The 21,755-nt window shown below is 38.3% G+C and carries 13 protein-coding genes and 1 pseudogene; 7 read left to right on the forward strand and 7 right to left on the reverse strand.

Features of this window, described 5'->3' with window-relative positions:
• The first annotated feature begins 119 nt into the window (after positions 1 to 119).
• Together G6Q00_RS08425 and G6Q00_RS01705 are read left to right on the forward strand one after the other, a co-directional pair.
• A complete protein-coding gene (locus G6Q00_RS08425; RefSeq protein ID WP_205426453.1) occupies positions 120 to 272 on the forward strand; it encodes a hypothetical protein in 153 nt (50 codons plus the stop codon).
• A 22-nt stretch (positions 273 to 294) separates the two neighbouring features.
• Positions 295 to 1,287: a glycosyltransferase family 4 protein gene (locus G6Q00_RS01705; protein ID WP_205426454.1), complete on the forward strand. Its 993-nt coding sequence runs from the start codon at positions 295 to 297 to the stop codon at positions 1,285 to 1,287.
• Positions 1,288 to 1,326: 39 nt separating this feature from the next.
• Here G6Q00_RS01705 and G6Q00_RS01710 read toward each other — a convergent pair whose 3' ends face one another.
• Positions 1,327 to 3,888: a TonB-dependent receptor domain-containing protein gene (locus G6Q00_RS01710; RefSeq protein ID WP_430750781.1), complete on the reverse strand. Its 2,562-nt coding sequence runs from the start codon at positions 3,886 to 3,888 to the stop codon at positions 1,327 to 1,329.
• Positions 3,889 to 4,180: 292 nt separating this feature from the next.
• Here G6Q00_RS01710 and G6Q00_RS01715 point away from each other — a divergent pair, with 292 nt between their 5' ends.
• From G6Q00_RS01715 to G6Q00_RS01730, 4 genes and pseudogenes are all read left to right on the forward strand, one after another.
• Positions 4,181 to 5,110 (forward strand): outer membrane protein, encoded by a 930-nt coding sequence (locus tag G6Q00_RS01715; protein ID WP_430750780.1) that lies wholly within the window; start codon positions 4,181 to 4,183, stop codon positions 5,108 to 5,110.
• A gap of 253 nt (positions 5,111 to 5,363) precedes the next feature.
• Positions 5,364 to 7,230 (forward strand): annotated as a pseudogene (locus G6Q00_RS01720) (type I restriction-modification system subunit M).
• Positions 7,231 to 7,369: 139 nt separating this feature from the next.
• A complete protein-coding gene (locus G6Q00_RS01725; protein WP_163531745.1) occupies positions 7,370 to 8,629 on the forward strand; it encodes a restriction endonuclease subunit S in 1,260 nt (419 codons plus the stop codon).
• Positions 8,616 to 11,513: a type I restriction endonuclease subunit R gene (locus tag G6Q00_RS01730; protein WP_163531746.1), complete on the forward strand. Its 2,898-nt coding sequence runs from the start codon at positions 8,616 to 8,618 to the stop codon at positions 11,511 to 11,513. Before G6Q00_RS01725 ends, G6Q00_RS01730 begins: the two co-directional genes overlap by 14 nt.
• Before the next feature lie 33 nt (positions 11,514 to 11,546).
• On the opposite strand, the gene G6Q00_RS01735 is transcribed toward G6Q00_RS01730, so the two are convergent.
• The 3 genes from G6Q00_RS01735 to ppsA form a co-directional block, all read right to left on the reverse strand.
• Entirely contained in the window at positions 11,547 to 12,026 is a 480-nt protein-coding gene (locus G6Q00_RS01735; protein WP_163531747.1) for a KdsC family phosphatase, read from the reverse strand.
• Positions 12,027 to 12,215: 189 nt separating this feature from the next.
• A complete protein-coding gene (locus G6Q00_RS01740; RefSeq protein WP_240330921.1) occupies positions 12,216 to 12,779 on the reverse strand; it encodes a hypothetical protein in 564 nt (187 codons plus the stop codon).
• A complete protein-coding gene (gene ppsA / locus G6Q00_RS01745; protein ID WP_163531748.1) occupies positions 12,772 to 15,189 on the reverse strand; it encodes a pyruvate, water dikinase in 2,418 nt (805 codons plus the stop codon). The genes G6Q00_RS01740 and ppsA overlap by 8 nt, the downstream gene beginning before the upstream one ends.
• A gap of 179 nt (positions 15,190 to 15,368) precedes the next feature.
• On the opposite strand from ppsA, the gene G6Q00_RS01750 reads away from it, so the two are divergent.
• Entirely contained in the window at positions 15,369 to 17,099 is a 1,731-nt protein-coding gene (locus G6Q00_RS01750; RefSeq protein WP_163531749.1) for a DUF262 domain-containing protein, read from the forward strand.
• 121 nt (positions 17,100 to 17,220) lie between these two features.
• On the opposite strand, the gene G6Q00_RS01755 is transcribed toward G6Q00_RS01750, so the two are convergent.
• Genes G6Q00_RS01755 through selB form a run of 3 tightly spaced genes read right to left on the reverse strand, consistent with a single transcriptional unit; the run spans position 17,221 to position 21,755 of the window.
• A complete protein-coding gene (locus tag G6Q00_RS01755) occupies positions 17,221 to 18,885 on the reverse strand; it encodes an N-6 DNA methylase (protein ID WP_163531750.1) in 1,665 nt (554 codons plus the stop codon).
• A gap of 3 nt (positions 18,886 to 18,888) precedes the next feature.
• Positions 18,889 to 19,917: a DNA adenine methylase gene (locus G6Q00_RS01760; RefSeq protein ID WP_163531751.1), complete on the reverse strand. Its 1,029-nt coding sequence runs from the start codon at positions 19,915 to 19,917 to the stop codon at positions 18,889 to 18,891.
• Between the two features lie 17 nt (positions 19,918 to 19,934).
• Positions 19,935 to 21,755: a selenocysteine-specific translation elongation factor gene (gene selB / locus G6Q00_RS01765; RefSeq protein ID WP_163531752.1), complete on the reverse strand. Its 1,821-nt coding sequence runs from the start codon at positions 21,753 to 21,755 to the stop codon at positions 19,935 to 19,937.

Here is a 21,755-nt window from a genome sequence, read left to right on the forward strand (position 1 = left end):
TTAGGTAATAGTCGGTCTTTTTACCGGCTATTACCTAAAACCGCCAAGCAACCCCTAAATATTACTACTCAGAGAATTTTATAGTAGAATAAGCCCTTTATTGTGAAAAAGGTGAATTAATGAGAAAAATCAAGGTAGCTTTGCTTGTGGGTGAGTATTTTGGCGCATGTGGTACGGGCTATGGGGGCTATGGTTTCTTAGCCAGGCGTTTAGTGGCCAAATATCTACCAAGTATCCAAGTATCCAAGTATCCAAGTAGATGTTCTTTTTAGGATTAATAGAAAATATTGGGGATTGTTTGCACACAAGACAATTATTGATGGTACTCGCGTTTTTGAGATACCCTTAAACGATTATTGTGCCAAAAGATGGCTCTCTAAACAAAACTACGATTTGTATCTAAGCATAGAGGCGGCTTTTCCGTTTCCTTTCCTGCATGATTTAAAAACCCCCATTCTCTTTTGGATTCAAGACCCTAGACCTCTTGGTGATTGGGAGGAAATCGAGGGGGTAAGCTTGATGAGTGAACCGAATTATTTTGATGAGGGGCTCAATAACCTTATCCATGCTCTCTATAAACAAAAGCGTATCCAATTTATCAGCCAGGCTTTCTGTTTGAATAGCAAGGCTAAGGAACTTTATAAACTCGATGAGGAAGTGGAGATCACCTATGTACCCAATCCCATTGAAATTGAAGAAACTTTTGATCCTGCTACCCATCCCAAAAAAGATCACATCATTTTTCTAGGGCGAATTGATGTAATCAAACGGGGGTGGCTGTTTTGTGAAATCGCTAAGCAATGCCCCGAGTATGAATTTTTTATGCTAGGGCAGTCTAATGAACCACCAGGACAAACTATGAAAATCTTAAAAGATAGAGGCTATTTTAATGTCGCTAATTTGCATTTTGTAGGGCATGCAGATGGGGACATCAAAGCCACACACTTAAAAGATGCTAAAATCCTTATTAACACTTCTATCCACGAAGCCCTACCCATTTCCTTTTTAGAAGCACTCTCTTATGGCGTTTTACTGGTGAGCAATCAAAATCCTGATGGACTGAGTGAAAAATTTGGTTCCTTTGTAGGACCTGTACTAGGAGATGGCTTTGAGAGTGTTCCTAAGTTTGTAAGCGCTCTGCGCTCTTTAATGCAAGAGGAAGAAGTGCGCAAAAAACTTTCAATTGCGGCCTTTAATTACATTAAAGAGGTCCATAGCCTCCCAAGGTGGCTAGCAACCATGCAAAAAATTATAGAAAATATTCTAAAAAATCAGAGAATACATTGAATACAAACTGCAAACACAAATCTTACGCGTTCAAATAGCTTAATACTGGTAGACAATTTCAAAACGCGCGTTAAAGCCCGGTTCTGGTAAAGCCATGCGAATCTGGCCATTTCTAGCAAGCATATCACCGTGCGGCGCATCCGCACTAGCTTGCCAGACAGAGGTTTGGCTGACATACTGCTTATTTAAAATATTATTAAAGACGGCGGATAAACGCAAACCATTAAAGCGCTTATAAGGCGGTGTCCAGTTAACATAGATATTATGCACACCATACCCGGGTTTATGAATAGGGATTAATCCATAGCCCGGATAATAAATACTGTAGCCGTTATAATACATATTCGTAACAAAGCGGCTTAGCCAAGTGAGGCTTAAACCGGCATGTTTAAACACATAGTCAGCTTTCAGAATAAAAACATTGCCATAGGTGGCGGCTAAAGCATAGGTATCGGCTAATAAATAGTACTTGCCCTTAACATTAGCCGTAGGCCAAGATCTAGCGATGGAAAAAGTGCCTGTAAAGCCTTTGTATTTTACATTCCCACTTACTTCATACCCAAAAATAGCAATGGTTTGGGCCAGATTGCCGGTAAGATTTTTAGCTATAGCATTGCCCCCACCATTTTTAGAAACATCTTGCCCATAGGAATTAACAAAGTTATTAATCACTTGATAAAAGCTAGCGCCACGCACATTAAAATAAGGGCTATTATAATCCAGATTAAATTCTACATTCTGCCCGATAGCTGGTTTGAGATTTTTTTCATAGATCACGCTTGGATCGCGCATTAATACCCCATCACCGGGGAGTGCGCCCTTAGTAACATAGGCATAAGAGAGTTTTAAACCCAAGTTTTCAATGGGATTATATAAAATGGTAGCACTCGGGCTAAAGCCAGAGGTAAAATGATTATCCCCATCTTTATCTTTTAATAAATAAATATCATAGCGCGTACCCGCCCCTACAATGAGATTTTTTAAGAAATTGTAGTTAGCCTGCACATACCCCCCGATGATATTGCCCACCCCATAGGAATTTTGGGGCAAATCACGATAGGCCGGATTAGCCACGCTCATGTTTTGGTTATACGCATCATCAGGGTCCATGTAGTAGTGGCGATAGGGTAGTCCTGGACCGGTTGGATCATTAGGGTTAATATTGCCCGGATACAAACCATTTTTTTGAGCCAAACCGGAGAAGGCGGTGAGGTTTTGATAAATCGCGCCGTATTCAAAGACATTTTCATAATCAGGGCTAATGGGGTGTTGGACTTTAACATTGATCCCAGAGTTAATAAGGAAAATATCGCGTTGCAAAGTCCCTTCCGCATCAGCATTGCCTAAAGTCCAGTCATTAGGTTGTGGATTATTAGCATTAGGAGGAGTTAAGTCATAGGCTTTATATTTTGGCACCATTTGTTGCCCATTTGCACTAACACTAATATCATAACCCCCACCGGGTGCGGGGGTGATCGTTCCTTTTTCACAACTACTAGGATTAAGCGCGCACCATTGACTCACCTCTTGGACATAATAAGGGTTAGTGGGCTCATTTGAAGTAACTGCAAAAGGGTTATTTACCGGTTTATAATTACCATTGCGCACATTTAGAAAAGTTGTTGCGGTGATACGGGGTTTATTAAAATCACTTCCGCCTTCATGGTTATATTTAAAAGAAAGGTTGTGATTGACATTAATCAAATAAGCCAGCTCTTTACCAAAATCAATTAAAAAGGGGGCTGGCTGGGTACCCGGTTCATTAGCCTTACTCCAAGCACTGGTGGCATTAGGGCGCAATAAACGGGTAGAATCATAGCGCGTCATGTTATAACTCACAGCCAAACTATCCTTTTCATTAAAATAGCCATTGATTTTAAATAAGATATTATTTTGCTGGCTAGGGCTACCAATCACTTTATCGCTTGCAGCGGGATCATTAATATCATAGGTGGGGTGGAAGAGATTTTTCATGGCATTATTGCCATCGCGGTAGTAATAGATATTTTGATTTGTGTAATAACCTAAAATATCCCATTTGTTAGCACGGTAAGCCGCAACGGTAGTAACGCGGTAGCCAAAGTTAGTATAAAAACTCACCGCAGCACTGCTCCCATAATTTTGCCCCTTGCGCAAAAAATCATTAGCCCCGATGGTTTCCATCGCCATTTTTCCGGCAATAGCTCCCGGTCCAGCTGAGGCACTAGCCGCGCCTTTGATCACATCAATTTGTTTAAGCATTCCCGGATCAATAATAGTATTGCTATCATGGTGAAACATATTCCCATTTTGTGCCGCTCCATCAATGGTAACGCGCAATAAACGACTCTCCATGCCCCTAACATAGATTTTTTGTGCCATTAACCCTCCCCCAGAAACATTAATATCAGCCCTTGTTCTAAATAAATCATTGATCTGATTACTTTGTCGTTGTTGTAATTCTTTACGGCCAATTTTCATTTCATTATTATACTCAAAGGTGCGCTTGCCAAGAGTGGTTACCTTACCTAGCGTCCGTGATTCCTCAGCCAAAAGCACCCCAGCCCCCACCACCCCAAAAGCACAAATGGTGCGCCCCCATTTCTGTTTAATAGATAACATTTTATGTTTTTTTGAATGCATGCTAAATCCTACAAAATGAGCTATGTAGTAATAATTTTATAAATTTAAAGCTTATATTTTATTAAAAATTTATCAAAATTAATATAATATACCCGATATTTATCTCTGATTAATATTAAATGGGTTATAAAATTGTTTAAAAGTTTTTTAGAATGAGTGATTATTTATTATCAAAATCGGGTATAAATAATATTCAAGGAAAGTAGGGTTGTTGATGTTTCATAGTAAAAATTTAACTTTTAAGAGGGGTTGTAAACTAATCGGGTTCTTTTTGGGTGTTTGTCCCCTTAGTTTGCCGGCAGAAAATAGCGCGGTCTTTATTGGAGTGGGTTTAGAAGTGGGGCGGGCTAATAAAGAAGTTGTAGGGGAAAAAAATGGGCAATTATTCCAGGTCCCACAGGGTAGCGTTGTACTAAGTGCATCTAATCCAGATGCTAGCCAAGTTGGGGGGGATCAATGCGTACCGGGAAATTGTAAAGCGCTGTGGTCTAATAAGACTATGCTAAGTAGCAATGCTAATAATCCCGGGCGCAACCAACCCATGTTTGGGCTTAATGTTTTAGCGGGCTATAAACAATTTTTTGGCAAAAAGAAATGGTTTGGGTTGCGCTATTATGGTTTTTTTGACTATGGGCACAGTAATTTTTCTAATGCCACAGCTTCTAACCGCGTGAGTGTGTTCTATCTTAATGATGATAAAGTAGATATGTACACTTACGGGGCGGGAATAGACATGCTCTTTAATATTATTAATAAAGATAAATTTGTTTTTGGTCTTTTTATAGGATCACAATTTGCGGGCAATTCTTGGACAAGCAATAAGGTAAACTATTTTAATCAAGGCTATGTCATTGGCACTGTACCCGGGCAATGTGCTTATATCCCTGATAGTGATAATCCTTGTAATGGCTCTACCCCCACTACAGATATTGGCACGAGCGGAGAGATTAACCCCGCTTCTTTAAAAACCACAGGCCCCCTAAAACATAGCATTAATAATACGCATTTTCAATTTTTGGTTAATGTAGGTTTGCGTACCAATATCATCAAACACCACGGGGTAGAATTTGGGATAAAAATCCCCACTTTACCCAGTCTATACTATAAAGGAAGCGCTTGGAAGAACAATAACCTTTACACGCTACAAGAAACCTTTAGACGGCAATACTCTATGTACTTGCGCTATATTTATAGCTTTTAGTTAGACAAATACACAGTAAAAAGCACACCAGCGAGTGCAAAACTATAGCGGTTTTGGATAAAAATCTTGGATTTTTGCGATGCTTTCTTAAAAAGTTAGCTCTCTAAACTCTTTAAGGGGTTTTCCCATATTCTTTAAAATGTAAACCACACAAAGTACAGTAGTCAAAAATATTTTTAGCAGATAGGCGCTTTAAACTTATGCTAAAATGCGCGAGATTTTGATATTTTTATTTTTTCACAAGGGGGAGAACATGGACGCAGCGCAATTTCAGCCCATTGTCAATTTTATTTGGGACATCGCTAACTTACTCAGAGATCACTACAAAAGGGGTAAGTATAGAGATGTGATTTTGCCAATGACAGTTATTAGGCGTTTAGATGCAATCTTAGAACCTACAAAAGAAAAGGTACTAGCAAAACAAGAAGAATGTAAAGAGCAAAAGCTCTCAGAAGAACTTAGCGAGTCGCTTTTATGTGCAGCAAGTGGTTTTAGATTTTATAACCATTCTCAATTCACCTTAAAAACACTTTTAGACGATCCGGGAAATCTCAAGGTTAATTTTATAAATTACTTAAATAGCTTTAGCGCCACTATAAAAGACATCCTAAAGAAGTTTAATTTTGAAACGGAGTTAAACACCCTTGAGCAAGCAGGGATTTTATTTAAGCTTGTGGATAAATTTTGTAGCAATAAGGTTAATTTTTCTATAAAGTCTACTTCAGATAAACCCGGTTTGAGTAATTTAGGGATGGGTTATGTGTTTGAGGAGTTGATCCGCAGGTTTAATGAAGAGAATAATGAGGAAGCAGGGGAGCACTTCACCCCTAGGGATATTATTTCTTTAATGGCTACCCTCATTTTTAAACCAGTATCTGAACAAATTTTAAAAGGCGCTTATTTAATTTATGATAATGCTTGTGGGAGTGGCGGGATGCTCACCGAGTCTAAGGCCTTTATTAAGAATTTGCAACCAGCAGCTGAGATTTATTTATACGGACAAGAGATCAACCCCGAAACTTATGCAATTTGTAAGGCAGATATGCTAATTAAGGGGGAAAACCCAGAGAACATCAAATTTGGCTCAACTTTGAGTGATGATCAATTTAAAGATTTAAAATTTGATTTTATGTTGACAAATCCACCCTTTGGTAAGAGTTATGGGAATGAGCAAGAAAAATGTAAAAATGATTCGCGCTTTGCAGTGGGGCTTACAGGGGTTGGTGATGGGCAAATGATGTTTTTACTCAATATGATTAGTAAGATGAAAGATACCCCTTTAGGCTCGCGTATTGCTTCTATACACAATGGGAGCGCGCTATTTAACAGCAATAGCGGGCAGGTGAAAATTAGAAGCCATATTATCACAAAGGACTATTTAGAGGCTATCATTGCCCTACCTACTGATTTATTTTATAACACACAAATCCCTACTTTTATTTGGATTTTAAACAACCGCAAGCAAGCACATAAAAAAGCAAAAAGTCCAACTCATTGATGCAACTAGCTATTTTGAACCTATGGCAAAAAGCTTAGGGGAAAAGAGTAAGCGCCTTAGCCAAGAACACATCAATGCTATTTTTGAGCTTTTTTCTAAACAGATAAAAAGCCCGCAAGCGGTGGTGCTAGATTGTGAGGACTTGGGGTATACTAAATTTAATGTAATCTCTTTAAAATCAAGTCAGGAAGTTAAAGATGATTCTAAACTCATTAATAAAGAGGCTATTTTAAAAAGATTAGAGCAATTAGAAGCTAACCCGCCAAAGCTAGAGCCCATTTTTAAAGACAAAGAAACATTTTTAAATGCCCTTAATATCCCCATTCCTAAAAAAACAAACCCTAAGGGAAAAATCTCTAAGGATTTGAAAATTCTTTTAAATGAATCAAGAGAGAAAATCCCGCTTAAAGAGGATAAAGACACTTATTTTTTAGAGCTTTTAGAGCAAATCAGGCCACAGATAGGCTTTATTGAGGGCAAAAGCATTGAAGTAGGGTATGAAATCTTGTTTAACCAACACTTTTATCGCCCCACAGAAACTAAAAGCGCGGGTACTATCCAACAAGAAATTAGAGAGCTAGAGGGGGAAATCCAAGAACTTTTAGATGAGATTTTGGCATGAAGGGGTTTAAAAAGATTACAGGGTTAGGACAAGTCCCGGTGCATTCTAAAAAATTGGTGGATTTATTTAAAGTTAGAAATAGCTACACCCCCTCTACAAAGAGTCGCGCCCTTTGGTGTGGCTTAAAGAGGGGTTTAAAGTGAAATGGGTGAGATTGGGGGAAATTGGGGAGTTTGTGCGCGGGAATGGGCTTACTAAGGCTGATTTACACCCGGCTAATACTGATGGCACACTTGTAGGGGCTATCCATTATGGGCAAATCCACACCTATTACAACACCTACACCACCCAAACAAAAAGCTTTGTGAGCTCCGCTTTAGCCAAACGGCTTGAAAAGGCTAGATATGGCGATCTGATCATTGCGTGCGTTAGTGAAGATGTTGAGGGAGTTTGTAAGGCTGTGGCTTACTTGGGTAATGCGGATATTTGCATTGGCGGCGATACTCTTGCCTATAGGCATAAACAGAACCCTAAATTTATCGCTTATGTATTCCAAACAACTTATTTTGCAAGTCTCAAGGCTAAATATACAAGCGGAGTTAAAGTTATAAGAGTGAGACTCGAAAATTTAAAAACCCTCAAAATCCCCCTCCCCCCTTTAAAAGAACAACGCGTTATCGCTACTTTTTTAGATCATAAATGCGCTAAAATTGCAGCATGCATTACTAAAAAGACGCGCATGCTTGCTCTTTTAAAGGAATATAAACAGGCCTTAATCTCAAAAATAACCACTAAGGGGCTAAACCCACAAGAGCACTTCAAACCAAGCGCTGTAGCGTGGCTTGGGGATATTCCGGGGCATTGGGAGATTAAAAAAGGTAGACTACTTTTCAAAAATCAAGAAATCCCTAATTTTAATTTAGAGTGCCAAAATAGATTAGCATTAACCTTAGACGGCATGATTAGGAAAGACATAACCTGTGGTAGTGGATTAAATCCAGCGGATTTTAGGACATACCAAATTGTTAAACAAAACGACCTCATATTTAAACTAATAGATTTAGACAATGTCAAAACAAGCCGTGTTGGTTTGTGCCATGAAACAGGCATTGTAAGCTCCGCCTATATTCGGCTAACAAAAATTAATCCCGCTTTGTGTGTGAAATATTTCTATTATTACTATTACGATTTGTACCTTAAGCGAGTTTATAATGCTCTTGGTACAGGTGTCCGCTCAACATTAAGTAGCAAAGAATTGTTAGAAATTCCTTTACCAGTTCCCCCCTTGCAAGAACAACACGCTATAGCCGCCTTTTTAGATCACAGGCTAGCCAAGCTAGATACTTTGATGATTAAATTACAAACACAAATACAAGGCTTAAAAGATTATAAAAGCGCGCTTATTAGTGAGGCTGTTTTAGGCCAAATCCCTCTAAAGGCAAAGCATGCAAAGATATAATGAAAAATCCTTTGAAGACTTAATAGAGAAGCATTTACTCCAAAGCGCATATATTAAGCGCAACCCCAAAGACTACAATAAAGCGCTTTGTTTGGATACTAATTTATTATGGAAGTTTTTACAAACCACCCAACCTGAACAAATAGAGGATTTACAAAAACGAAGTAAGGATTTACAAAAAAGCTTTTTTGAGCGTTTAAAGAGCCAAATAGAAAAAGAGGGTTTGCTTGAGATATTAAAAAAGGGGGTGGAGGTTTTAGGCGTATCTTTTAAACTTGCCTATGACAAACCCCCTAACCAAAAAAATCCAGATAATTGGAAAAACTACCAAAGTAATCTTTTTTCTGTAGTGCGCCAGTTACACTATAGCACTAAAAATAACAACTCTTTAGACATGGTGATCTTTTTAAATGGTTTGCCACTCTTTAGCTTTGAACTTAAAAATAAATTAAGCGGGCAAAGCGTGGTGGATGCAATAGAGCAGTATAAAAAGAATCGCAGCCCGCATGAAATCCTATTTAAACACCACACCCTCGCGCATTTTGCCCTAGATAATGATTTAGTGTATATGAGCACTAAATTAGAGGGGGATAAGACACGCTTTACCCCCTTTAATAGAGGGCTAAATGATGGGAGTGGGGAACTTGATAGAGAATGTGGCGCGGGTAATCCAGCTACAAGTGGTATAAAAACGGCTTATTTATGGGAAGAAATCTTACAAAAAGATAGTTTATTACACTTAATCTTACAGATGATCAAACCGGGGGGTAAATCAGGGGCTGTGATCTTTGCTAGATACCACCAATTAGATGTGGTGAGGAAGTTATGCCAGATTGTGCAAAAAGAGGGTGTGGGAGGGCGCTACTTAATCCAGCATAGCGCAGGCAGTGGCAAGAGTAATTCTATTGCATGGCTAGCCTGTGCTTTGGTGGGTTTAAGTGAACAAGAAAAGGTGATTTTTGATAGTGTATTAGTGATCACCGATCGCATCATCTTAGATCGCCAATTACAAAACACGATTGAAGCCTTTTGCTCTATTAAAGGGGTTGTAGAGGCTATCACAAAAGGGAATAGACAACTTAAAGAGGCCATATCTGAGGGCAAGAAGATCATCATTAGCACGATTCAAAAATTCCCCTATATCTTAGAGGATATCCCTTCCATGCGTGATAAAAAATTTGCCATTATCATAGATGAGGCGCATTCCTCTCAAGGGGGTAAGTACGCCCAAGACCTTGCTAAGACCACAGGGAAAGACCAAGAGAACCAACAAGAAGACTTAGAGACATTTTTAAACAAGGCTATTCAAGCTAAGAAATTCCAACCAAACGCTTCTTATTTTGCCTTTAGCGCCACGCCTAAGCCTGAAACTTTAGAGCTTTTTGGCACACAAACAAGTCAAGGGAAGTTTATCCCCTTTCATCTATATTCTATGAAACAAGCCATTGAAGAGGGGTTTATTTTAGATGTACTTGCTTGCTACATCAGCTATAAAGATTTTGCTAAAGTTGTGTCTACAATCCTAAGTAATCCACACTATGAAAAAAACCTAGCTCTTAAAAAACTTAAGCGTTATATTAGAGATCACCCCAAAAGCATTCAGGCTAAAACAGAGGTGATGCTTAATCATTTTTATAGCTGTGTACATACCCAAATTAAGGGGCGGGCTAAGGCTATGGTGATTACAGATTCGCGCAAGAGTGCCCTTGAATATTTTAAAGCTTTTCAAGCACAACTAAAGCAAGAAGGATATCCGCATAAAGCCTTAGTGGCCTTTTCAGGGGAGATTAACTTAGAAGGAGAAACTTATAGCGAAGCTAGCCTAAATCACATGCCAGAAACACAGACACCTAAAGCCTTTGAAAGAGATGATTATCGCTTTTTGATTGTGGCAGATAAATACCAAACCGGTTTTGATCAACCCTTGTTACACACGATGTATGTAGATAAAGCCTTAAGCGCTGTGGCTTGCGTACAAACCCTCTCGCGTTTAAACCGCACACACCCAGATAAAACAAACACTTGTATTTTAGATTTTGTTAATAACGCTCAAGAGATTATTAAAGCCTTTGAACCTTACTACAAACAAAGCTCTTTAGAAGGACCTAGCGATCTTAATAAGCTTTTTGATCTCAAAACACATTTAAATAATTATGGGGTATACACCCAAGAAGAAGTAGAAAATTTTAATTTAGCCCTCTTTAAAGAAGCCCTCTTATCTCAAATCCATGCCATGTTAGATGTGATGATACGACGCTACAGCGCCTTAGAGCAAGACTTACAACAAGAGTTTTACAGCAAGGCAAAAGCCTATATCAAAGGATATAAATTTTGGGTACAAATTTTGCCCTTTACAGACATCTTTTTAGAAAAACTCTTTAGATTGCTTGTAACCCTCATTAAAAAACTACCAAGAGATAAAAATCCAGAGGACATCACTAAAGTAGTAGCGCTTGAAGAGTATCGTTTAGAAAAAGAACAAGAGGCTAAACTAACACTCACAGGCCAAGCAGAGCTAAAGCCCTTTCAAGCAGAGGGTAGAAAAGCGCCACAAACCCAGTTAGAAAAGCTTTCAGAAATTTTAGATGTTTTTCATAGAGAATATGGAATTACATTAAATGAGAATGAGATCCAAGCTAAAGCTAAAATCCTAAAAAACGCCCTAGATAATATATACTCTGATTTAACTTTCTTAGAAAACTTCAGACGCACTGATTTACAAAATAGACGGATTCTTTTTGAAAACAAGTTTGAAGAGCAACTCCCTTACTTGGCTGACATTGACCCACAGCTTTGTGAACGAATTCTAAATGATAAAAACTTTATCTCACAAGATCTCTTGAAAAACTTTGAAAAGGGATTAGAAAATTTGGGGGTTGATTAGGTTAAAGGCCTTATACCGTTTAGACAGCTAAATTTACAACTGAGGGTGTAAAATCAAGTTAACCCACTCCCTCACCGCCCCCTCTCCTCCATTTTTCTTTAAAACTACAATATGGGGTAAACTTTTTAGACTTTCTTGGGCGTTATTGGGGCAAGCTTTTAAGCCCACTTGCTTTAAAAGGGGCAAGTCATTAATATCATCGCCTATATAAGCCACTTGGGCTAATGAAATATTCTCTTGAGCACAAATAGCGCGCGCCGCTTCTAATTTGCCCTCAGGGCTACAACCTTGATAAAGATAATCTAGTTTAAGTTTTTTAGCGCGGTGCTCTACAATGGGTGTAACCTCGCCGGTTAAAATACCGGTTTTAATCCCAGCAGCTTTAAGCAATCCAAAACCCACCCCATCGGCTACACAGAATTTTTTAAATTCCCTTCCATCTTCTAAATAATACATACCCCCATCTGTGAGCGTCCCATCACAATCGCACAAAAAAACTTTAATATCTCTCATGTTAAAGCACCCTATCAGTTTGTCTCCAATGCTACCCTAAATTTAACCAAAATAACACAACTTCTAAGCGGCGGCTAGTCTTGTATTGGGCGGTTTATAAAGATACAATTTGTTAGCGCGGGGGGAAAGTAGGGTTTTGTATTTAAAACCTCCGCCTTATAAAATTCTTAGTACTTCTCACCACCTTTTTTAAACTTTAATATCCCACTCATAAAAACCTAGATCGCTCTCTTTGAGTTGGTGTTTTTGCTGGATAACTTTATAAAGTGTCTTCTTAATATCCTTAAGCCGCCACTCCTCCCCTTTAATAGCCCCCTCTAGCAGACAATCACACACAAACTTATGGCAGTTATAGCGCTCTAATCCAGCAGTTATACGATAATCTAATTTTTTACCCACAGATTCTAAAGCCCTCTTTGCAACATACTCTAGCCCGCCTATAATCTGTACATATTCCTCGCCTTTGCTATTTTTCTCCCCTGTTTTAGTACACCTACTTAAAACATAAATCCCCTTGTAAGAAGCCTTGTTTAAAAAACCTTGCGGGGTTGTTTGGCACACCTCCCCATTGCTACATAATTCCACAATGCCATATTGGCCTACATAAATCCCGGAATGCTCCATTAAATCTCCAAGTAAATCACAACAAAGAATATCCCCCACCCCCGGCTCTTTAACCACACCCTGCAAGCGCCTATAAGTTTTATAAAAATAATACGCTAATCCCGCCCCCATGCCTATTTTTTTAAGCACGATTGAGTTCTTTTTCTAGCTGCACAACTTGATTCCAAGTGTGAATTACAGAGTCCGGATTAAGAGAAAGCGAAGAAATCCCTTCTTTGACTAAAAACTTAGCCACCTCTATATAATCACTAGGCGCTTGCCCGCAAATGCCGCAGTATTTGCCATGCCTTTTACAAGCCTCAATTGCTCGCCTAAACATCTCAAGCATTGCTGGGTTGCGCTCATCAAATACATGGCTAACCAGTTGCCCATCTCGATCTACGCCTAAAGTTAGCTGGGTAAGATCATTTGAACCAATAGAAAAACCATCAAAGAGGCTTAAAAAGTCATCAGCCATGATCACATTAATAGGCAACTCGCACATAATATAAAGCTCTAAGCCGTTTTTACCAGACTCTAGTCCGTTTTTACGCAGAATTTCTAAAACCTTCTTAGCCTCTTCTATCGTGCGCAAAAATGGAATCATGATTTTCATATTAGTTAACCCCATTTGCTCGCGTACCATGCACAACGCCTCACACTCCCAAGAAAAGGCTTCTTTATACAAATCAGAATAATAGCGGCTTGCCCCGCGAAAACCTAGCATCGGGTTTTCCTCATGGGGTTCATAAACAGAGCCACAAAGCATGCGGGCATACTCATTAGATTTAAAATCACTTGTACGCACAATCACAGGTTTAGGATAAAAGGCCCCACTAATCATGCCCATTCCCTCAGCGATCTTTTTAATAAAAAAATCCTTAGGGCCTGCATAGCCTGCAATCAAAGCCTCTACTTTTTTATGTTCGTTAATGTTTTTATTGTGGTGCAAATCCACTAAAGCCAAAGGGTGGACTTTGATTTGATTAAGCATGATAAGTTCCATGCGCGCTAAACCTACGCCATGGTTTGGGATTTGGGAGAATTGAAAGGCCTTTTCAGGGTTGCCAATATTAAGATAAATCTTAGTTTTGGGTTCTTCTAAGTGATCTAGGGCTGTGCGCTCTATTTCAAAATCATGGAAACCCGCATAAATATAGCCCTCCTCCCCTTCTGCACAAGAAATAGTGATCTCCATACCCGTATAAAGCGACTCTGTTGCCCCCAAAGCCCCCACAATAGTAGGTACACCAATTTCACGCGCCACAATAGCCGCATGGCAAGTACGGCCCCCTCTATTTGTAACCACCGCACTAGCCTTTTTCATGAGAGGCTCCCAGTCTGGATCGGTGTTATCTGTAACTAAAATTTCTCCCTCTTTAAAAATATTCATGTGATCTAAACTATTAATCACGCGTACTTTGCCCGCTCCAATTTTATTCCCAATAGCCCTGCCTACGAGTAAGATTTCTCTTTTCTCCTCTGTTTTAAAGCGATACTTTTCATAAACCCGCTCTTGGCTCTTTTTTTGACTCTGCACAGTCTCAGGACGGGCTTGCACAATGAAAATATCCCCGCTATCTCCATCTTTAGCCCACTCAATATCCATAGGACGATACTGCCCGGCCTCTTTGCTGTAATGTTCCTCTATAATAATGGCATAGCGGGCTAAACTTAATAAATCTACATCGCTAAGAGAAAAACTACTTTTTTCCTTTTGGGTAGTGGGTATGGTTTTAGTGGGGTTTTCGCTCCCACGGCTAGCGTAGACAATTTTTTGGGCTTTGCTACCCAGTTGGCGTTTGATAATGGGCTGTTTGCCCAGTAAAAGCGTGGGTTTAAAAACATAAAATTCATCTGGATTAACAAGCCCCCCTACCACACTTTCGCCAAGCCCCCAGTTAGAAGTAACAAAGATCGCATCTTTAAACCCCGTTTCAGTGTCTAGTGAAAACATCACGCCCGCACTCCCCTTATCTGATCGCACCATTTTTTGCACCCCCACACTCAAAGCAACTTTAAGGTGATCAAAGCCTCTGGAGGCACGGTAACTAATAGCCCTATCGGTAAAAAGTGAGGCTAAACAAGCCTTAATGTAGTGGACTAATTCTGTTTTGCCCTTGATATTTAAATAAGTGTCTTGTTGCCCGGCAAAAGAAGCATCGGGTAAATCCTCTGCTGTAGCTGAACTGCGCACCGCCACATCTGCCTCGCGCATTTTATACTCATCACTTAACATCTTATAGGCTTGAAAGACTTCATCGCGCAAATCAGCCGGAAAAGGCGTACCAAAGATGAGCTCGCGGATTTGCTTAGATCTTTGTTTTAGCACATCTAATTCTGTGGCATCTACATTTTCTAAAAGCCTAATGATTTGCTCTTTAATGCCTCCATGTTCAAGTAAATACCAATAGGCTTGGCTAGTGATAGCAAAGCCATTAGGGACTTTAATCCCATTGGGCACTAGTTCTTGAAACATCTCCCCAATACTAGCATTCTTGCCCCCCACTAAAGCCACATCTTTATTATTTAACTCTTTATAAAAGCGGATATATTGCACGCGTACCCCTTGATTTAAAAATCCTTAATTATAACATGGGAGGGGTTGTAGGCTTTTAAAATAGTAGATTTACTCTAGCAAAATCAAGCAAGTATAGAAATTAAACCTATCTACGCGCCTTGTTTTCTTGTATTATAATCCTTGTGGGGGTGGTTTAGATTTATGATCAAGGATCAATGATGAATAAGATAAATAAAAATTTTGGCCATGAACATGAAATAGTATCTATTGCTAATCTTTGTAAGATGAGCCTTGAAATTCCAAAATACCAAAGACCCTATGAGTGGGGATTAGATGAATGTGAAAAACTACTAGAGGATATACAACAAGCTTTTGAAAATAACGATGTAAATGGTCATTTTTTAGGCTATGTTGTTGTTTATCCAAAAAATGAGAATGCAGATGTGTTTGAGGTTGTAGATGGGCAACAGCGCATCATCACTTTTAATTTGCTCTTCCGTGCTTTTTACGCACATTTTCAAGAACAAAGAGATACCAATAATGACTATGCTAAGGATTTTGGTAAATGTTTGTGGCACTATGAGAATAATAAAGGTTTTAAGTATGAACAACGCCATTTGAGAAATGTTGCGAGTATGGAGAAAAAAGAGAATAGGGAAGCGCTAGGAAAAATTTTAAGCAAAGAGGCCAATCTATCGTATTCAAAAGAGGTAAAAAATAAGTTGCTTTGTGTTAAAAATTACGAGTATTTCAAAGATAGGGTAAAAGAACTCTATGAAGAATTGAATGAAAAAGGTAAATGGGAGGATTTTTGTAAATTTCTTTTAAATGATCTGTATGTGTTTAAAGATAAGTGTAACAGCAAACAAGTGGCGCTGACTACTTTTGGAACTCTAAATACCCGTGGTAAGCCACTTACTGAATCGTATATTTTAAAATGGCATTTGCATGAGTTTTATAAGAACAAATCTTTAGATGCACTTGAGGATTTTGAGAAAGACTGGGAGGAAATTGGCGAAGGTTTTCATGCAGATTTTGATCTAGACTTTCTCTTTACACATTGGCACGCTTTTATGGCTGAGCAAAAAGATACCCAAATTATCCGCCTTCTACCATTTTTTGAGAAAGGTAAAGGGAAAGAATACTTTGATAACAAAGAGGAATTCATGTCCTTTATTAAAATTTTGGCTAAATTTTGGAGTACCCCGGAGAGTTATTTAAATGAACGGGCATTGTGCTATTGGCGTGTACTTAATGAATTCCCAAACAAACAATGGGAGCAATTTGTAAGTTGTTTGTTGTGGAAGAATAGAGATGTATTTAAAGATTCTCCTGAAGAAGAGGATTCTTCTGATCGTATTTTTAAGTTATTAGAGTTTGGGTTGTTCCGACCACTAAAAACCATGGTTTTATATACCCTCTCTTCTAATAAATCCACTGAGCTAAAAACTTTCTTTTTAAAGTTTAACCAAACCGTATTTCATAGCATACCCTCAGTGAGTATGCCTAAGTTTCCTTCTCTTGAGGATTTTTGTGAACGACTTGCCACACCCAAATCAAAACCTTTTTTACTTTTGTATGCCTATATCCACAATGGTTTTAAAGCTATCCCAGAAAAATATACCTACATTGATAAAAAGAGAAAAAAAGAGAGTCTGTTAGAAGTGGAGCATATCCGGCCTAAGTGTAAGCCGTGGGGAGGGCAATATGTGGAGCATATTGGCAATAAACTTTTATTACCCAAATGTTTAAATGCAAAAGCCAAAAATGGGAATTTTAGACAGAAGCAAGACACTTATAAAGAAGCGCCATCTTATCTAAGCGAAGTACTAGAATTAGGAAGAGATGAGCGCTATGAAGCAGAATGGAAAGAGCAATACATTCAAGAGCGCAATGCAAGAATTTATAAAGGTATTAGAAAGTTTCTTTATTACGATATGTATAAGTGATTTAAAAATATGTGCTGAGGTTGTATAACTAGATAATCTTAAAACCACCCTTAGCCCAGAGAGTAAAACAAGTGGATTAAGTTATAACCAATTTAAAGCAGAATTAGAAAATCAAGGATTATTACAAGAGGCTAGACCCCTTAACAGAGTAAGGCGGGTTACTCAAAAGCAAATCAAAACTACCCTGTTCATAGCTTTCTTTGTATTGAGAGTGGATAAAATCTAGGGCATCTTGAAAAATAATGTGGCTATTACTCTTAGGATTATGCAAAATACAGGCTAATTTAGCCACTTTAGAGAGATCTTTATTCTTTTCAATGCCATAAACTTCTGCGCTAGGGTTATAAGCCCCAATCTCTGTTAAAAAATGCCCCGCTCCACAAGCAAAATCAAGCACTTTAGGGTGCGAACTGATCTTTGGCAAAGAAGCAATCATGAAATTAGTAAGAGGCATAGGCGTGAAAAAACGCCCTTCTGTTTGGTGTACTGAGCGGTTTAAAAACCCTTCAAAGAGATCGCCTAAAAATTGGTTAGATTCGCTTTCACTCAAGTATAAATCTTGAATAAGCCCAGCAACTTGTACTAATACTTGGAAGTTTAAATCAAACTCCTTAGCGTTTTCTACTTCAATGAAGTTAAACTTTTTGATATTAAAGTATTTTTGTTGATCAAAAATACTATCTAGCTCTTTTTTAAACTTGCCCTCATAGCGTTTAGCGTCTTTAAATAATTGGCTAATCGCGCTTTTTTTCACATTCACTACTTTTTTGTTAAACAACTCTTCAACACCTATTTCATAAAGATTTAATAGCCGATCACAATAATCAAAAGGACTATCTGCAATCACACCTTTGTAGGTAAATTGTAAATCATCTGGGTTTTTAATCTCATCAATAACCTTACATAAAAACAAATCCACTAAAATATAAAAACTATTCTCGTAGTTACCAATAGAGTGGTGGCGCAAAATCGTAGCAAACTCGTGATAAATACTTGCAATTTGATCTTTAGAGACAACAGATAAATCGCTGGTTTTATATTTCTCCTTGCCAATTTGATAAGCCTGTATATCTGCTTCAAAAAGACCTTTAGTGGTGGAGACTGAAGAATAGGTTGACTGCCACACTTCAAAATAATCTTTAGCATTAGTGTTCTTGAGATCACCAAAACCGCGCTTTTTATCCTCCTCTTTAAGTGTAGCGTTAATGCGCTCTAGGTAGTCTAAATTATCTTGCATAAAAATCAGGCGCATTTCATACTTGTTTTCATTGTCAAAGGCTAGTAAACACAGATAGGGGGTGTTATTAACAGCATAGTAACTAAAGAGTTGCCCGCCGTTTTTAAGCATGTTATTCCACTCTTTTCTAAACTCGCCCCCATAGGTTTTATTCTCAATTAAAACTAAGTTTTTAAAGTTCTGATTAAGCACTAAAATATCGCCATAAACCTGTTGGTTATGCCCCACTCTAAAGCTAGGCTCTAAGATAATATGCTCTGGTTTATAACCTTTTTCTAAAAGTTTATGTACAACTATTAAACACACAAAGTTTTCATTAGATTTAAAATTAGTGGTTGTGTTTCTGTGAATTACAAAACCTCTACTAGGCTTATCTATACTTGGATATTCTCCCTCTTTAAAATTTGAATCAAGGGGTGTATATGTGATGTTTTTGTTTTTAAAATCCACCTCAATACTAGCCCCCACTTCATAGGATTTTTTCAGTACACTCTCCCCTTCAAACCCTAAAGCTAGAAGTACCTCTTTTAAATTCTTTGTAGTAATCATCAATTAGCCTTGCGTATCTTTTATCCTAGCTTGTGTTAGTTTCTCCAATCCATGCAGATACTCTATCGTGCCCTCTTTTTGGGAGTTGCAATTAGCTTTAAAGCGCTGATACACTTGGCTTTTAAGGCTGTAGTTACCATGCCTACTAAAAAGAGTTTTAATTTCCTCTAAATTTAATAAACCCTCATTGTTATAACTTAAAAAGATAAAGCGCGCGTTAGTATGCTTAATCACATATTCTAAGGCCTTGTAGGCGGCGTACTTTTTACACCATGCAGATTTTTGATAGATTCTAAGACCAGTTTTACCCTGTGGGATAAAATCATCATAAATGGCAATGCTGTTTAATACATGGTAATTAGCCCCATATTCGCGTTGGTTATAGGGGGGATCTAAATACAAAATGTCGGTTTTAATTTGTCTAATAAGTTTGCTAGCATCGGTATGGTAGGCATAGTGGGGATTTGTACTTAATTCTAAAGCAGCGGGAGATAAAAATAAATCTTGTTGTGCGCTTTTTTTAAGATGTTTTAAAAAAGCACCATAAATAGAGGCCGTGTTAGCCACTTTATCCGCACACTCTAAAAGCGAGGTGAGTAAAAAGTAAAATTCGGCTTGATTAATGGCTCGTGTCTCTTGCCACTGTGCAATCTGGGTACGCATGCTATCAATTTTCATCGCATTTGTATCGCTAAAATACTGCCGTTTCTCACCGCCCCCTAAAGCGTAGTGTTTATAAATTTTACCCTTAATAGGCCGGAGATGATTAAGGGCATTAATGAGTTCTCTAGCCCGTTTTAAAGGTTTGGTGTTTTCAATATAATGCTTGGCTAGCACAAAGCTATAAAACTCTTGATCGTTACTTAGCACTTGTTTCACATGGTTTTTAAACAGCCTTCCTACTGTTGCTGTTCCAGAAAAAAGGTCGGTAAAAACACAGTCTGCAAGCAAGACCCCATGGGATTTTAAAGTATCTTCAATACTACTGAGTAAAAAACTAGATAGTCTGCGTTTAGAGCCAATGTAGTTCACTACATGCCTTAACTAGGTTAAGATTTAAGGGTGCGTTGGCCATTGTGATTATGGGTATAACCTAAACGATCAAAATATTCTAAATAAGCAATACAGTATTTGCGCGAGAGAGATAGGTTTTCTTTAAGCAAATGGATATCTAAACTTCTATGCGTGTTTAATAAATCCCTCATTAAATGTACCATCTCTTCTAAGGCTTCTTTTTGGACAAACACATTATGGCATAACCGTATCACTTTGTGTTGTTGGCATAGAGTTTTTAAAGCTAAATCCCCAATTTTTCGATCCACATCTAAGAGATCGTAAAGATTATAGGGAGCTTGGGGGCTAAATTTAGCCTGTGCAATGAGTTGATAAAGTTTATCTTGGAGTTTGTCTTGTAAATTTTCTAAAACCAGACCTTTTAAAAACCACAGCCCTTTTTTCTCTTGTAATTGCCCTCTTTGTTCTAGGACTTTAAAAGCCAAAGTAGCCAAATAGGGGCTAATGTAGTTGTGCTTAGAGTTTAGGCTCTTAGCGCTTAAAAGCGCTTGGGGGTTGTTTTTATAAATATTTAAAAGAGTGTGAATCACATTTTTAAGAGTACTAGGGGCATAGAGTACACACTCTTGTGAGTCTACTAAGACATCAGGGAGAGTGTTAGCAATTTCTAGCGCTTTATGCGTTGTACAAGCAAAGCGCTGCATAGAAGAGAGCAATCCAAAGCCTTTTTTATGCGCTTTAGTTAAGATATTAAAACTTTGGGCTAAATCTTTACAAGATAGCGCCTTAAGTAAAGCTAATTTGATAGGTTTTTTGAGTAAATCAGTAATGGGGTTAAGTACTAAGGCTGCTCCCCAAACACGCTGGTTAATGCTAATGATGATGCAATCTAAATAACATGCAAAGATTTTTTGGCTACAGATTAAAGTCGCATAAGGGTATTGCAAGATCAACACCCTAGCTTGTAGTTTGAGTGTCCCAATTTGCAGGGTGATATTTTGATTATGCTTAAGCGCGGGGTTATCATAGGTGTATAATTCTACATCAATGCTATCAAACCCACGCAAATACCCCTTAAGGGTTAAAAGCATGCCCTCTTGTAATTCTGTAGCTTTTACATTCTGTAAGTGTAGCGCCACGCGTTCATGGATATGAGCCTGTTTAACTTCCTCCCCATGTTGGTGCAAGGTTTTAACGCTGACCTCTTTAGATAAGGGTGCAATGGTGATTTTATCCCCTTGTTTTATACAGCCTCCAAGCACCGTGCCACTTACAGCCACTCCGCGCCCTTGTATCATAAAAACACGATCAATATAAAGCCTAAAAAGATGGTTTAAATCTTGGTTGGTTTGGCGTTTGCTAAAGGGATATTGGAGTAAAAAGTCTTTAAGGGCTTGGATACTCTTAGGGTCATAAACACTACAGGCTAGTACGCCTAAAATACAAAGAGAATAGGGTTTGAGTGCTTTGATAATAGCTTGTTCTTGAGTCTTAATATTGGAGCATTTATCCGCTTTACTTAAAACAATTAAACAAGGAATTTGTAATAAAGAGAGTACTAAAGCATGTTCAAAACTTTGTTCTTTTAACCCCTCAAAGGCATCTACTACAAGCAAGGTTGCATCTAATCCAAAACTCCCTCCAATCATAGTAGAGACTAAATTTTTATGTCCGGGTACATCAATAAACCCTAAGGTTCGTTTAGAAGTTTTTAAACTTGTAAAACTTAAATCAATGGTAATACCACGCATGCGTTCATGTATACTAGTGTCTCCATCAAATCCTGTTAAAGCCTTAATTAAAGCACTTTTGCCATGATCAACATGCCCACAAGTGCCTAGTAGGAAATATTGCAT

Origin of the sequence: Helicobacter suis, from assembly GCF_902196125.1 — a bacterium.
In the GTDB taxonomy this organism is placed as follows: Bacteria; Campylobacterota; Campylobacteria; order Campylobacterales; family Helicobacteraceae; genus Helicobacter; species Helicobacter suis_B.